The 12800-nt window shown below is 71.8% G+C and carries 14 protein-coding genes; 3 read left to right on the forward strand and 11 right to left on the reverse strand.

Translation table 11 applies throughout. The annotated features are described in order from the left end of the window. Nucleotides 1–131 precede the first annotated feature (131 nt). Both GLX30_RS25455 and GLX30_RS25460 read right to left on the reverse strand, forming a co-directional pair. A complete protein-coding gene (locus tag GLX30_RS25455; RefSeq protein ID WP_159692695.1) occupies nucleotides 132–824 on the reverse strand; it encodes a hypothetical protein in 693 nt (230 codons plus the stop codon). A gap of 252 nt (nucleotides 825–1076) precedes the next feature. Beyond that, entirely contained in the window at nucleotides 1077–1439 is a 363-nt protein-coding gene (locus GLX30_RS25460; protein WP_159692697.1) for an arsenate reductase family protein, read from the reverse strand. 122 nt (nucleotides 1440–1561) lie between these two features. Here GLX30_RS25460 and GLX30_RS25465 point away from each other — a divergent pair, with 122 nt between their 5' ends. Continuing rightward, complete coding sequence (locus GLX30_RS25465; RefSeq protein WP_159692699.1) at nucleotides 1562–1828, forward strand: hypothetical protein; 267 nt, start codon at nucleotides 1562–1564, stop codon at nucleotides 1826–1828. A gap of 10 nt (nucleotides 1829–1838) precedes the next feature. On the opposite strand, the gene GLX30_RS25470 is transcribed toward GLX30_RS25465, so the two are convergent. The 4 genes from GLX30_RS25470 to glnA form a co-directional block, all read right to left on the reverse strand. Then, complete coding sequence (locus tag GLX30_RS25470) at nucleotides 1839–2705, reverse strand: MOSC N-terminal beta barrel domain-containing protein (protein WP_159692701.1); 867 nt, start codon at nucleotides 2703–2705, stop codon at nucleotides 1839–1841. A 41-nt stretch (nucleotides 2706–2746) separates the two neighbouring features. Continuing rightward, nucleotides 2747–3340 (reverse strand): GNAT family protein, encoded by a 594-nt coding sequence (locus GLX30_RS25475; RefSeq protein WP_159692703.1) that lies wholly within the window; start codon nucleotides 3338–3340, stop codon nucleotides 2747–2749. A 47-nt stretch (nucleotides 3341–3387) separates the two neighbouring features. After that, complete coding sequence (locus tag GLX30_RS25480) at nucleotides 3388–3630, reverse strand: hypothetical protein (RefSeq protein ID WP_208545484.1); 243 nt, start codon at nucleotides 3628–3630, stop codon at nucleotides 3388–3390. A gap of 277 nt (nucleotides 3631–3907) precedes the next feature. Continuing rightward, complete coding sequence (gene glnA, locus GLX30_RS25485) at nucleotides 3908–5317, reverse strand: type I glutamate--ammonia ligase (RefSeq protein ID WP_159692705.1); 1410 nt, start codon at nucleotides 5315–5317, stop codon at nucleotides 3908–3910. Between the two features lie 207 nt (nucleotides 5318–5524). Here glnA and GLX30_RS25490 point away from each other — a divergent pair, with 207 nt between their 5' ends. Further along, complete coding sequence (locus GLX30_RS25490; protein WP_159692707.1) at nucleotides 5525–5992, forward strand: RDD family protein; 468 nt, start codon at nucleotides 5525–5527, stop codon at nucleotides 5990–5992. A 363-nt stretch (nucleotides 5993–6355) separates the two neighbouring features. Here the strand turns inward: GLX30_RS25490 and GLX30_RS25495 are convergent, their stop codons facing one another. The 4 genes from GLX30_RS25495 to lipB all read right to left on the reverse strand — a co-directional run bounded on the left by GLX30_RS25495 (nucleotide 6356) and on the right by lipB (nucleotide 9503). After that, entirely contained in the window at nucleotides 6356–7063 is a 708-nt protein-coding gene (locus tag GLX30_RS25495; protein WP_159692709.1) for a DUF4191 domain-containing protein, read from the reverse strand. An 18-nt stretch (nucleotides 7064–7081) separates the two neighbouring features. After that, complete coding sequence (locus tag GLX30_RS25500) at nucleotides 7082–7291, reverse strand: hypothetical protein (RefSeq protein ID WP_159692711.1); 210 nt, start codon at nucleotides 7289–7291, stop codon at nucleotides 7082–7084. A 235-nt stretch (nucleotides 7292–7526) separates the two neighbouring features. Continuing rightward, nucleotides 7527–8510: a lipoyl synthase gene (gene lipA, locus GLX30_RS25505; RefSeq protein WP_159692713.1), complete on the reverse strand. Its 984-nt coding sequence runs from the start codon at nucleotides 8508–8510 to the stop codon at nucleotides 7527–7529. 159 nt (nucleotides 8511–8669) lie between these two features. Then, entirely contained in the window at nucleotides 8670–9503 is an 834-nt protein-coding gene (gene lipB, locus GLX30_RS25510; protein WP_159692715.1) for a lipoyl(octanoyl) transferase LipB, read from the reverse strand. A gap of 294 nt (nucleotides 9504–9797) precedes the next feature. Between lipB and GLX30_RS25515 the strand changes: the two genes are divergently transcribed. Next, nucleotides 9798–11246, forward strand: a complete 1449-nt coding sequence (locus tag GLX30_RS25515) for a regulator (protein ID WP_159692717.1) — start codon at nucleotides 9798–9800, stop codon at nucleotides 11244–11246. 62 nt (nucleotides 11247–11308) lie between these two features. Here the strand turns inward: GLX30_RS25515 and GLX30_RS25520 are convergent, their stop codons facing one another. Beyond that, nucleotides 11309–12676, reverse strand: coding sequence for an NAD(P)/FAD-dependent oxidoreductase (locus tag GLX30_RS25520; protein WP_159692719.1), 1368 nt, complete (start codon nucleotides 12674–12676; stop codon nucleotides 11309–11311). Nucleotides 12677–12800 lie beyond the last annotated feature (124 nt).

A 12800-nucleotide genomic window follows, 5' to 3' on the forward strand; every position in this document is an offset into this window, starting at 1 on the left:
TACGGCCGCGTGGTGGGGACGGGGCCGTGGCGCCGCCGGGTGTGCGGCCCGGCGGCCACGGCTCCCCCTGGGACAGTGGAAGGGGGAGCCGCTACGGCGTACGTCCTCGGATCCGGCGCGACCGGTACGGGTCAGCCGACGCGCTCGATGCGCGCGTTGCGGATGAGGAACTTGCCCGCCTCGCGCACCTGCTCGAAGGCCGCGTTGTTCAGCAGCGCGCAGCTGCCGGAGACGGAAGTGACCTCGACGGTCGTGGACTTGTCGTTGTCCAGGTTGGTCACCTTCAGCTGCGTCCCGACGGGGAACTCGCTGCTGGAGGCGGCGGGCGCGCCGCCCTCGCCGGAGAGCGTAACGGTGGAGCCGGCACAGACGACCTCGCCCACGGCGCCGCCGGCCTCCTCGCCCGCCTGGTCACCCTGACCGGCGCCCTGGTCCTGACCGGCGTCCTGGCCCTCGCCCGCGCCTTGGTCCTCGCCCGCGCCCTCTTCTGTGGGCGGTGCCTCGGCCGGCGGTTGTTCGGCCGGGGGAGCCGCCGCCTGGCCGCCGCCCTCTCCGGCGTCGCAGCCGGCGGCCTCCTGCTGGACCCTGATCTGCGCGATCACCGCCTCGCGGTTGGCGATCCGTGCCTCGGACTGGGCGTCGGGATTCGCCTGTTGACCTGCGATGAAGTTCTCGTTGTTGCGGACCGCCTGGGCGAGCCCGTCGCAGGCCACGGACGCTTGGCTTGTCCCGGTCATGACAATCGCGGTCCCGCCGGCCATGGCCGCCGCGCCGACGAGGAGGGCGAGCTTCTTCTTGCCGCTGAGGGTCTTCTTGCGTGACACGTAAGGGCTCCTGTCCCCGGCCGCGGGGCGGCCGGATGGTTCCTTGTGCCCTTACGTACGAGGAGCCGCGGGGGGCTGCTCACCGGTCCCGCCCGGCTCTTCCTTAACTTTCCTTAAGGCAGCGGCAGTTCGGCCCACCCCCGGTGCGGCACCCCAACCTCACGCGCCTGCCGCGTCCAGCACGGCGCGCATCTCCCGTACGGGCAGTCCCGGGTGCGCAGCCGCGCCCTCCCCTCGGTCGCGCCGCGCCGCTCAGCCGCGCCCCAGCGCGTCCCGCACCGCTTCCTCGGAGCGTCCCACCACCGCGGACCCGTCGTCCGCCGTGATGATCGGGCGCTGGATGAGCTTCGGGTGCTCCGAGAGCACCGCGACCCAGCGGTCGCGGGAGGAGGCGTCCCGAGGCCAGACGGCGATGCCCAGCTCTTTGGCGACGGCCTCGCCCGTACGCGTGATGTCCCAGGGCTCCAGACCCAGACGCTCGAGGACGGCGCGGATCTCGTCCTCGGTCGGCACGTCCTCGAGGTAACGGCGCACGGTGTACTCGGCGCCCTCCGCGTCGAGCAGATCCACGGCGCTGCGGCACTTGGAACAGGCGGGGTTGATCCAGATCTCCATGGGCTCCACGGTACCGCTCCTGAGCCCCTCAAATGCCGTCTGGCCAGGGGAAATTGTCAGTGCCCACCGGTAGAATGAACAGTAGTTCGGGATGGTCCCGCCACCGCGCCAGGAGGTTGCCGATGGCCGTAGCCACACTCACGACGAAGCCCCTGACCCCGCCCAGCAAGAAGCCGCTCCCGGCCGGACAGCCGCGCGAGTGGTACGTGTCCCACAACCGCCGGCTGAAGGCCATGCGCCTCGCGATCGCACTTCTCGACTCCGGTGTCTACCACCCGGCGACCGCCGACAACCGGCGGATCCGGTCGACGGCGGAGCGCATCGGCGTCCACGTCCCGTCCGACACGACATGCCGGATGGTCAGGGCCCTGATCCGCTACGGGCGCTGAGCCGGCCGGCTCACGAGGAGGCGGGGCGCCGGGGATCCGGCGCCCCGTTCCCGTACCGTTCCACCCGCACCGGGTCCCCGACCGCCAGCGTGCCCTCGCGCACCACAGCCGCCTTCGCGCCGAAGCTCACCTTGTTGTCGTAGGCGGGCTCCCGTCGGTACGTGGAGAGCGTGCGCACCGGTTCGGGGCCGGCCCGCAGTCCCGTGCGCTGGTCCACCAGCGGTACGGAGCAGCGCATCGCCCTTACGGAGTGGGCGAGTTGGACGCCGCCTGCCTCCAGGCGCCGCATGACGTCCTCGTCGTGGGGCTCCGCGCACCCGTCCAGCACGATGTTGGCGCGGAAGCGGTCCATCGGCACCGGGTCCCCGCCGGCGGCCCCGATCCGCGCGTTCAGCCCGTCCAGCGACGCCTGCGACACGACGAGCACGGCGTGGGCGTCCGCGAAGGCGACCTTCCCGGGCGTCTCGCCCCATCCGTCCCGGTCGAACCCGCTGGGCACCCGCACCAGCCGCGATTTGGCGCCGAGCACCTCGGAGAACCACTCGGCGGCGTCCTCGCCCTGGTCCGGGCAGTGCCCGACCGGCTGGTCGAACAGGCTCACCGGCCGCGGCTCCCCCTCGGGGTCGACCGCCACGACCACGCTCCCGATCCCGTGCGCGCTCAGCCGCAACGTCCGTCCGCCGTCGAGGAGCACCGGCCGGACCGCGGCCATGGCCGGCGTCCTGCGCTGACTCCGGAAGGTCCCGTCGACGGCGTCGACGACCATGAACGTCCGGTCGTGCTCCAGCCCCGTGGCGCCGAGCCGGGCCGACTCCACGGCCGTGCCGGCACAGCCCTTGACCGGGTAGTAGGTCAGCGACTGCACAGTGATCCCCATGCCACCCGATCGTAGCCGCGTGCGCCCCGGTGGCCCGCCGGTCACAGCCGGACCTCCAGCCGCTCCTTAGCGGCCGGCCACTCGTCGGCCAGCAGGGAGAAGTACACGCTGTCGCGCCACGTCCCGTCCGGCCGCCGCCGATGCCGCCGCAGTACACCCTCCCGCCGCGCCCCGAGGCGCGCGATGGCGTCCTGCGAGCGCCGGTTCATGTGGTCGGTCTTCAACTGGACGCGGCCCATGCCGAGTTCCTCGAAGGCATGGCCCAGCAGCAGCAGCTTCGTCTCGGTGTTCACGGCGGTCCGCCAGTATGCCCGCCCGTACCAGGTCCACCCGATCTCCAGGCGCTCGTCCCGCACGTCGACGTCCGAGAACGTGGTCCAGCCGACGGCCCGTCCGGAACCGAGGTGGATGACCGCGAACGGTACGTACCTGCCCTGCTCCGCCGCGGTCAGCAGCTCGCGGAGTGTGTCACCGAGCTCCGCCTCGCTCTGCGGGGCCGGCCCGCCCTGCCAGCGCCAGACCTCCTCGTCCATCCCGCCCGCGGCGAAGAGATCGGAGAGATGGCCCTCCGTGAGCGGTTCGAGGCGCACGTGGCGGCCGGTGAGCGTGACGGGGGAGGGAGCCTCGGCGGTCATGCCCAGAACCTAGACCGATACTGCACTAGATGCAACCAGTCTATGTACTAGTGCAAAACCTCCGAGGGGTCGGTCGTCAGTGGCTGTTCGCGGAAGACGAGCAGATGCCGCCAGAACAGCAGCCGCCGTAAGCCCGCCCCGGGCAGCAGCACCGCCGCCTCACGCCTGACGTCGGCCAGCGCCATGTCCGGCTGCCGCACCGGAGGCCGCGTCACGCGCCGCCCACGCTTCCCCGCACGGCACCTGTCCGCCACGCCCACGGCGAGCCGGGCGACGGCGTTGACGGGCACGGCCGCCAGACTCCACGCCCGGTCGGCGGGTGTCCTCTCCGCGTAACAGCCGAGGACCACAAGCACGCCCCCGGGTGCGAGCGCGTCCCGCAGCGCGGCGCAGGCGGTGGTAGTGGTCGTTGTGATCGAAAGGCATGCCGCGACCCTGCCACACGTACCGGACCGGGCACCGGGCCGTGAACGACCGCCGGCCGCGCCTTCCCCTGTGGGAAGAGCGCGGCCGGCGGCCCCTGAAATCCGGGACCTGTCCCACCGGTGCGACCGGTGGAGCGGATCTTTAGAGGTCGAAGTAGAGCTCGAACTCGTGCGGGTGCGGACGCAGCTGGATCGGCGCGATCTCGTTCGTGCGCTTGTAGTCGATCCACGTCTCGATCAGGTCGGACGTGAAGACACCGCCGGCGAGCAGGTACTCGTTGTCCGCCTCGAGCGCGTCCAGCACCGCCGGGAGGGAGGTCGGGACCTGCGGGACGCCCGCGTGCTCCTCGGGGGCCAGCTCGTACAGGTCCTTGTCGATCGGCTCGGCCGGCTCGATCTTGTTCTTGACGCCGTCGAGGCCCGCGAGCAGCAGCGCGGAGAAGGCCAGGTACGGGTTGGACGACGGGTCCGGGGCGCGGAACTCGACGCGCTTGGCCTTCGGGTTCGAGCCCGTGATCGGGATACGCATCGCGGCGGAGCGGTTGCGCTGCGAGTAGACCAGGTTGACCGGGGCCTCGAAGCCGGGGACCAGGCGGTGGTAGGAGTTCACCGTCGGGTTGGTGAAGGCCAGCAGCGACGGCGCGTGCTTGAGGATGCCGCCGATGTAGTACCGGGCGGTGTCCGAGAGGCCCGCGTAGCCCTGCTCGTCGTAGAAGAGCGGGGAGCCGCCCTGCCACAGCGACTGGTGGACGTGCATGCCGGAGCCGTTGTCACCGAAGATCGGCTTGGGCATGAAGGTCGCGGTCTTGCCGTTGCGCCAGGCGACGTTCTTCACGATGTACTTGAAGAGCATCAGGTCGTCGGCCGCGGCGAGCAGCGTGTTGAACTTGTAGTTGATCTCCGCCTGGCCGGCGGTGCCGACCTCGTGGTGCTGGCGCTCGACCTGGAGGCCGTTCTTGTCCAGCTCCAGGGAGATCTCCGCGCGCAGGTCGGCGAAATGGTCGACCGGCGGGGCCGGGAAGTAGCCGCCCTTGTAGCGGACCTTGTAGCCGCGGTTGTTCTCGATGGCGCCGGTGTTCCAGGCGCCCGCCTCGGAGTCGATGTGGTAGAAGGACTCGTTCGCCGAGGTCTGGAAGCGCACGTTGTCGAACACGTAGAACTCGGCCTCGGGGCCGAAGTACGCGGTGTCGGCGATGCCGGTGGAGGCGAGGTAGGCCTCGGCCTTCTTGGCCACGTTCCGCGGGTCACGGCTGTACTGCTCGCCGGTGATCGGGTCGTGGATGAAGAAGTTGATGTTGACCGTCTTGTCGCGGCGGAAGGGGTCGACACGGGCGGTCGACAGGTCGGCCCGCAGCGCCATGTCGGACTCGTGGATCGCCTGGAAGCCGCGGATCGACGAGCCGTCGAAGGCGAGCTCCTCGGTCGGGTCGAACGCCGCTGCCGGGATCGTGAAGTGCTGCATCACGCCAGGCAGGTCGCAGAACCGGACATCGATGAACTTGACGTCCTCGTCCGCGATGAACTTCTTGACGTCATCGGCGTTCTGGAACATCCAACTCCTCCTACTCCCACCCGGGAGGGGCGGGGTTGCAGCTCGTCCGTGCGGCCAGTGCGGTGGCACACGCTGGTCTCGACCGTAGGCGGACGGGATTTCTCCAGCATGACCCATTTGTTTCGACGAAGTTAACCGGACGAGGGTCACAGTGCGGGAACGGCCCCGGACGCAGGAGGGTGAAAGGGGGCGCAGTACCGTGGACGGGTGGACAACAGGCAAGCAATCGGATCGTGGCTTTCCGGGCCCCGCGCGGCCGCGGAGGACATGGGTGTCGACTTCGGGTACCGGGGTCAGCGGCTGGGTCTGCCGGAGCACGGCCCGGGCTCCGTCGCCCCCCTCGGGCGCCGCTTCGGGGCGCTCTTCATCGACTGGGGACTGTGTTTCCTGATCGCATACGGACTGTTCGCGGGCGGTGACCAGCAGGCGGCCGGGAACTGGGCCCTCGGCATCCTTCTCCTCCTCGGCATCCTGACGGTGGGCACCGTCGGATTCACGCCCGGTAAGCGTTTCCTCGGACTGCGGGTCGTCTCGGAGAACGGCGGACGTCTCGCCTTCGGGTGGGCCGTCGTCCGGACGGTGCTGCTCTGTCTCGCGATCCCCGCGCTCGTCTGGGACCGCGACGGCCGTGGCCTGCACGACCGGCTCGCCCGCGCGGTGCAGGTGCGGATCTGACCCGCCGCAGCCGCCGCGGACACGGGGACGCCGGTAACCGCCGGGCCCCCCAGGCCCGGGGCCCCGGCGCCGCCGACCCCCGCACGGCCCTGGCACTCGCCCGGCACCCCGCGGCCCTGGCACTCGCCGGCACCGGCCCCGGCCGCAGACACGGCCGGCACCGGCACCGGCGCCACCGGCACCCCGCACAGCCCTGGCAACCGCCGGCACCCCGCACGGCCGCGGACACCGTCGGCACCGCGCCCGGACACGCCCGCACCGCCCCGACACAGGCAGGGCCGGCACGGCACGCACACCGGCACAGATGTGAGGCGGGGCCCGGACATCGTCCGGGCCCCGCCTCACATCCGTCTGTACAGCGCGTCAGCGCATCTTTCCGCCGCGCGGCATCCGCATGCCCTTGGGCATCGGGCCCTTCGGCAGCGGCATGTTGCTCATCAGGTCGCCCATCGCCCGCAGCCGGTCGTTGGCCGCCGTCACCTGCGGGCCGGTGAGCACCCGCGGGAGCTTGAGCATCGTGGTGCGCACCTTCTTCAGCGGCACCTGACCCTCGCCGTTGCCGACGAGGATGTCGTGCACGGGGACGTCCACGACGATGCGGTTCATCTTCTTCTTCTCGGCCGCGAGCAGTGCCTTCAGCCGGTTCGGGTTGCCCTCGGCCACCAGCACGATGCCGGCCTTGCCGACGGCGCGGTGCACCACGTCCTGGTTGCGGTTCATCGCCACGGCCGGGGTGGTGGTCCAGCCGCGTCCCACGTTCTGCAGGACCGCGGCCGCCGCTCCCGGCTGGCCCTCCATCTGTCCGAAGGCCGCCCGCTCGGCACGCCGTCCGAAGATGATCGCCATCGCCAGGAAAGCCAGCACGAAGCCGAGGATCCCCAGATAGACCGGGTGACCGATCAGGAAGCCGATCCCGAGGAAGACACCGAAGGTGACGATTCCCACACCCGCGACGACAAGACCGACCTTCGGGTCGGCCTTCCGGGTCATCTTGTACGTCAGGGCGATCTGCTTCAGTCGCCCCGGGTTCGCAGCAGCGTCAGCGCTGTCTGAATTTGCCTTCCTCGCCATACCGGAAGTTTACGTGGCCTATGACGTGCGGGTCGCCACGGCCTCCAGTACGTGCTGAGCATCCACCCGGTCCTTGGCGCGGCGGCGGTCCTCGAGGACCGCGGTCCAGGCGTTGCGGCGGGCCGTGCGCTGGCCGGCGCCGAGGATGATGGACTCCATGGCGCGCAAGGCGCCGGTGACGGACGGGATCGGGTTGGCACTGACGTGGCGTGCCGGCACGGCCTGCATGGTGGCGATTCCCCCTCGGGGTGAGCGGCGGTGAGTGGGAGCTGTGCGTGAGTCGAGCGTCACTGACTGGTGTTACCAGGGCATGACCGGCCGGTCAAACGCTGATGAAGGGCCGATTCGCGGGTCGCGGAGTTCCGGGGACGAGAACGCGGCCCGTACCCACCCCCGACCTGCGGGGAGGGTACGGACCGCGTCCAATCGGCCATTACCGGCCGGTAGGTGCTTGTGCCTGAATTCACACAGCCTGGGCGCCCGTGCCGGCCTCGACGCCGGCAGCGGAGCCACGGGCCTCCATCGCCTGCTGGAACAGCCGGCCGGCCCGGTACGAGGAACGAACCAGCGGACCCGACATCACACCGGAGAAGCCGATCTCGTCGGCCTCTTCCTTGAGCTCCACGAACTCGTGCGGCTTCACCCAGCGCTCCACGGGGTGGTGGCGCACCGACGGGCGCAGGTACTGGGTGATCGTGATCAGCTCGCAGCCCGCGTCGTGCAGGTGCTGGAGCGCCTCGCTGACCTCCTCGCGGGTCTCGCCCATGCCGAGGATCAGGTTCGACTTGGTCACCAGGCCCGCTTCACGGGCACGCGTGATGACCTCGAGCGAGCGCTCGTAGCGGAAGCCCGGGCGGATCCGCTTGAAGATGCGCGGCACGGTCTCGACGTTGTGCGCGAGCACCTCGGGACGCGAGGAGAAGACCTCGGCCAGCTGCTCGGGCACCGCGTTGAAGTCGGGGATCAGCAGCTCGACCTTGGTGTGGCCGCCTTCGCGCTCCGCGGTCAGCGCGTGGATCTGGCGCACGGTCTCCGCGTACAGCCAGGCGCCGCCGTCCTCGAGGTCGTCGCGGGCGACGCCGGTGATGGTGGCGTAGTTCAGGTCCATCGTGACGACGGACTCGCCCACACGGCGCGGCTCGTCACGGTCGAGGGCCTGCGGCTTGCCGGTGTCGATCTGGCAGAAGTCGCAGCGTCGGGTGCACTGGTCACCGCCGATGAGGAAGGTCGCCTCGCGGTCCTCCCAGCACTCGAAGATGTTGGGACAGCCCGCCTCCTGGCAGACCGTGTGCAGTCCCTCGCTCTTGACCAGTTTCTGCAGCTGGTTGTACTCGGGGCCCATCTTCGCCCGGGTCTTGATCCACTCGGGCTTGCGCTCGATGGGGGTCTGGCTGTTGCGGACCTCCAGGCGCAGCATCTTGCGTCCGTCGGGTGCGACTGCGGACACGACCGGCTCCCTACAGCTTCGATTCTTCGGCGAACACCAGGGTACGCCCGTTAAAAGTGCGGCCTTACGTTCGGCCAACCTGTGGCCACGGGACCGCATTCCCGCCCGTGTTCCGGGCCGGGGTCCCCGGCCCCGCGGGACGGGGCCGGGGACCCCGGCTCAGACGGGCGTCTTCTCCGCCTCGGGTGCCGTGGTGGGCACCGCGTCACGCACGATCTCCCGGGGGCGCGGCTCCGCGTTCTCCAGCACCTCCCGCAGGTGCCGCTCCAGCACGGGCAGCACCTCGGCGATGGTGATGTCGCGGCCCAGCTCGTTCGCGAGCGAGGCGACTCCCGCGTCCCGGATGCCGCACGGCACGATCTTGTCGAACCAGGTGTTGTCCGGGTTCACGTTCAGGGCGAAGCCGTGCATCGACACACCCTTGGCGATACGGATGCCGATCGCCGCGAGCTTGCGGTCCTCGCGGCGCTGGCCGGCGTTGGAGGGGGCGTACTCGGGGCCGTTGAGCCGCGGGTCGAACTCCTCGTCCGTCAGCCGGGGGTCGAAGTCCAGAGAGAGGCCGCCGGCGGCCGGGCGCTGCTCCACGGGGTCGCCGAGCACCCAGACACCGCTGCGGCCCTCGAGCCGGCTGGTCTCCACGCCGAACTCGGCGCAGGTGCGGATCAGCGCGTCCTCGAGACGGCGTACGTGCGCGATGACGTCCACGGGGCGGGGCAGCTTCAGGATCGGGTAGCCCACCAGCTGGCCGGGGCCGTGCCAGGTGATCTTCCCGCCACGGTCCACGTCGACGACGGGCGTCCCGTCCAGGGGCCGCTCACTGTCCTCGGTGCGCCGGCCGGCCGTGTAGACGGGCGGGTGCTCCAGCAGCAGGCATGTGTCGGGGATCTCGTCGGCGAAGCGGGCGGCGTGGACTTCGCGCTGCTTCTGCCATGCCTCCTGGTACTCGACGGCTTCGTCGCCGAACCCCAGTCGGACGAACCGCAGGTCACTCACGGCTGTGCCTCCCTCGAACCTCCGCCCGGTGATGACCGGGCCCCAGCCACTGTACGGCGGGCCGGAACCGAACGGCCGGGCAGGGCGGACCGTCAGCTCCCCGGTCCAGCGGTGCCGTCAATCCTCACACGATCGGATGAATATAGGGCGAAGGTGGCGGAACAGCTGTGGATGGCCGCTAAATTCGCGCCGTTCCTCCCCCAGAGCTTCTCCCTCAGCGCTACGCCTGGGGGGACCCCAGGAGGTACCCCCATGGGCTGCTCCCGGCCCGGAAGGCAGGAGACGCCACAACCGATGACGGAACGGACCACCCCGCGCACCCCCAACCGGCAGCTCGCCGCGCTCATCGCGGAGGCCGGGTTCTCCCACGCCGGCCTCGCCCGCCGGGTGGATCAGCTGGGCCTCGAGCACGGCCTCGACCTGCGCTACGACAAGACCTCCGTGACCCGATGGCTGCGGGGACAGCAACCGCGCGGGACGACGCCCGCGCTGATCGCGGAGGTGTTCACCCGCAGACTCGGCCGCCGGCTGTCCGCCCAGGACCTGGGGCTCGACGCCTGCGCCCCCGTCTACGCGGGGCTGGAGTTCGCCGCCACCCCGGAGGAGGCCGTGGACATCGTCAGCGGCCTGTGGCGCAAGGACTCGGGCAGCCACGCGGAGCTCCGCAAGATCGCATTCACGCCGGCCGGACTGGTCGTGCCCAGCCGGGACTGGCTGATCGGCGGAGCCGACGAGCGCGTGGGCCGGGGCGAGACGCACCCCGGCTCCGGCCGGGTGCCGCAGCAGGGCCCGAGGGTCGCCGTCCCACGGCAGCGTGGCGCCGGCGACCGGGGGCCCGGACAGAAGGTCTCCGGCGGTGACATCGCGGCGCTGCGTGCCGTCGGCGAACTCTTCCGCGCCCTCGACCACGCCTACGGCGGCGGGCACGCCCGGCAGGCCCTTGTGCGCTACCTGGAGCACGAGGCCGAGCCGATGCTGCGCGGCACGTACGGCGAGACGACCGGGCGGCGCCTGTTCGCCGCGGCCGCCGACCTCACCAGACTGGCCGGCTGGACCTCGTACGACATCGCGGCCCACGGACTCGCCCAGCGGTACTTCGTCCAGGCGCTGCGGCTCTCCCAGGCGGCGGGGGACCGGGCGTACGGGTCGTACGTGCTGGTCACCATGAGCCGGCAGGCCGTCTACCTCGGACACGGCCGGGAGGCCGTGCAACTCACCAGGGTCGCCCAGCAAGGGGTGGGGCCGTCGGCCCCGCCACCGGTCCAGGCGCTGCTGCACTGCGCGGAGGCCCGCGGGCACGCGGTGCTCGGCGAGGCGCGGGCGTCCACCGCCGCGCTCGTACGGGCCGAGCGCGCGCTGGAGGCCGCCCGGCCGGGGGACGACGTGCCGCACTGGGCGCGCGCCTTCGACGAGGCGCAGCTGGCGGACGAGTTCAGCCACTGCCACCGCGACCTGCGTCAGTACCGCAGCGCCGTGCAGCACGCGGAACGCTCCCTCCAGCTGCGCGCCCCCGCCTTCGCCCGCAGCCGGCTCTTCTGCCGGATCGTGCTGGCCTCCGCCCGGCTCGGCCTGGGCGAGCTGGACCAGGCGTGCGCGTTGGGTGCGGAGGCGGCGCTCCAGGCGTCCGAGATGCGGTCGGTGCGGGCCACCGAGTACGTCCGCGAGTTCGAACGCCGGCTGGAGCCGTACCGCGACGCGGCACCGGTCCGGACCTACCGCGACCGGGTGGCCGCCCTGGGCTGACGTCGGGCCGGCGGGCGGGGTGGCGGCCCCGCCCGCCGGTGCCCACACGGCCCTGCCGGGCCTCAGGCCGCCGCTGTCAGCGCCGCCGCCGCACATCCCGGCCGGATACCGAAGTCGCTCAGCACCGCGTCCGCCGCCCTCCGCCCGGAGAACAGGGCACCCTGCGCCGTGCCCGTGTCGCGGTGGTCGCCGCAGACGTAGAGACCGGACAGCACCCGCACCGGGCGGCGCAGATCGTGCGGCGCCGGCATCGCGGGCACCGCCTCCGGGTCGTGGTGGACGGCGAGGAGCTCCCAGTCGTCCGTCGCCCTGCTGTAGAGATTCGCCAGCTGCCGCCGCACCCGGCGGTCCAGGTCCTCCGGCGGTGTGCCGAGCAGCGTCGAGGAGATCAGCACGCGCCCGTCGGAGGCGCGCGACGGATCGACCTCGCTCATCACCGCCGTGTGCGACACCGGTCCGTTCCTGTCCCCGGCCAGCACCAGCGACGGCTCCCGGAGCGGGGACTCGGGCGCCGTGTGGTGCACCACCGTCACCGGATGGAACGACGGCACCCGCAGCCCCGGCAGCAGCCCGGCCGCCGCCCGTGCACCCGTCGCCAGCAGCACGGAGCGGCAGCGGATCTCGCCGAGCTCCTCCGTGGTCACGGACGTCGTCGCGACGTCGGTCACCCGCACGCCCGTCCGTACGGCCCCGGCCGGCAGCCCCGCCGCCATCAGCTCCGGCAAGGTCGCCGCGCCGCCCGCCGGCACGCACAGACGGCCGCGCGCGTAACCGCGCAGTACGAGATCCGCGCAACGGCTGGACGTGCCGGTCAGATCCGGGTCGCCCAGCAGCGCCGACAGCAGCGGACGCAGGAAGCCGTCCACCGTGCGAGCGGGCAGGCCGCGCCCGAACAGCGCCTCGGCGGCGGACCGTTCAGGGCGGGCGAGGAGACGGTCGACGGGTGTCGCGGCGAACCGCGCCAGGGACGCGGCCAGCCGTGCCTGGTCGAGCTGGCGGGGCCGAGGGGCGCTCGCGAGGGCGCGCGCGACGGAGAATGCGACCCCCGCGCCCTGGGCGGTCGGGGGCGATCCCCGCCCCGCACCCCGCCTCGCGGGGGAGGAACCCCACCGCCCGGCGTTCCCCACCTCGCCGGTCCGCTGCAGCCGGCCCCCGCTGTGGACCAGCACACCGGGCGAGAACATCCGCAGATCGGCGTCCCGGAGCACCGCGGTGCGGCGCAGCTCCGGGAACGCGGTACAGAGCAACTGGCCTGTCCGGTCGAGCCGGAAGCCGTCGAGCTGCGTGGTGGCCATCCTGCCGCCCACCACAGGGGCGGCCTCCAGGACGTTGACCGTGACACCCGCACTGGTCAACCGGTGGGCCGCCGAGAGTCCGGCGATCCCGGCCCCGACGATGACGACATCCGCATCATGAGCGGTGCTGAGCACGTGCCCCTCCCCGAGGTCGGCGCGGCTGGTGGGGAGCTCATGCCCCCAACAGGACCGAGGAATACCCGAGTTCGGTTCGAGACTAAAGAGGTAGGCGGTCGCCTGAGGTAGCGCACATCGCGGA

Origin of the sequence: Streptomyces sp. Tu 2975 (assembly GCF_009832925.1) — a bacterium.
GTDB lineage: Bacteria > Actinomycetota > Actinomycetes > Streptomycetales > Streptomycetaceae > Streptomyces.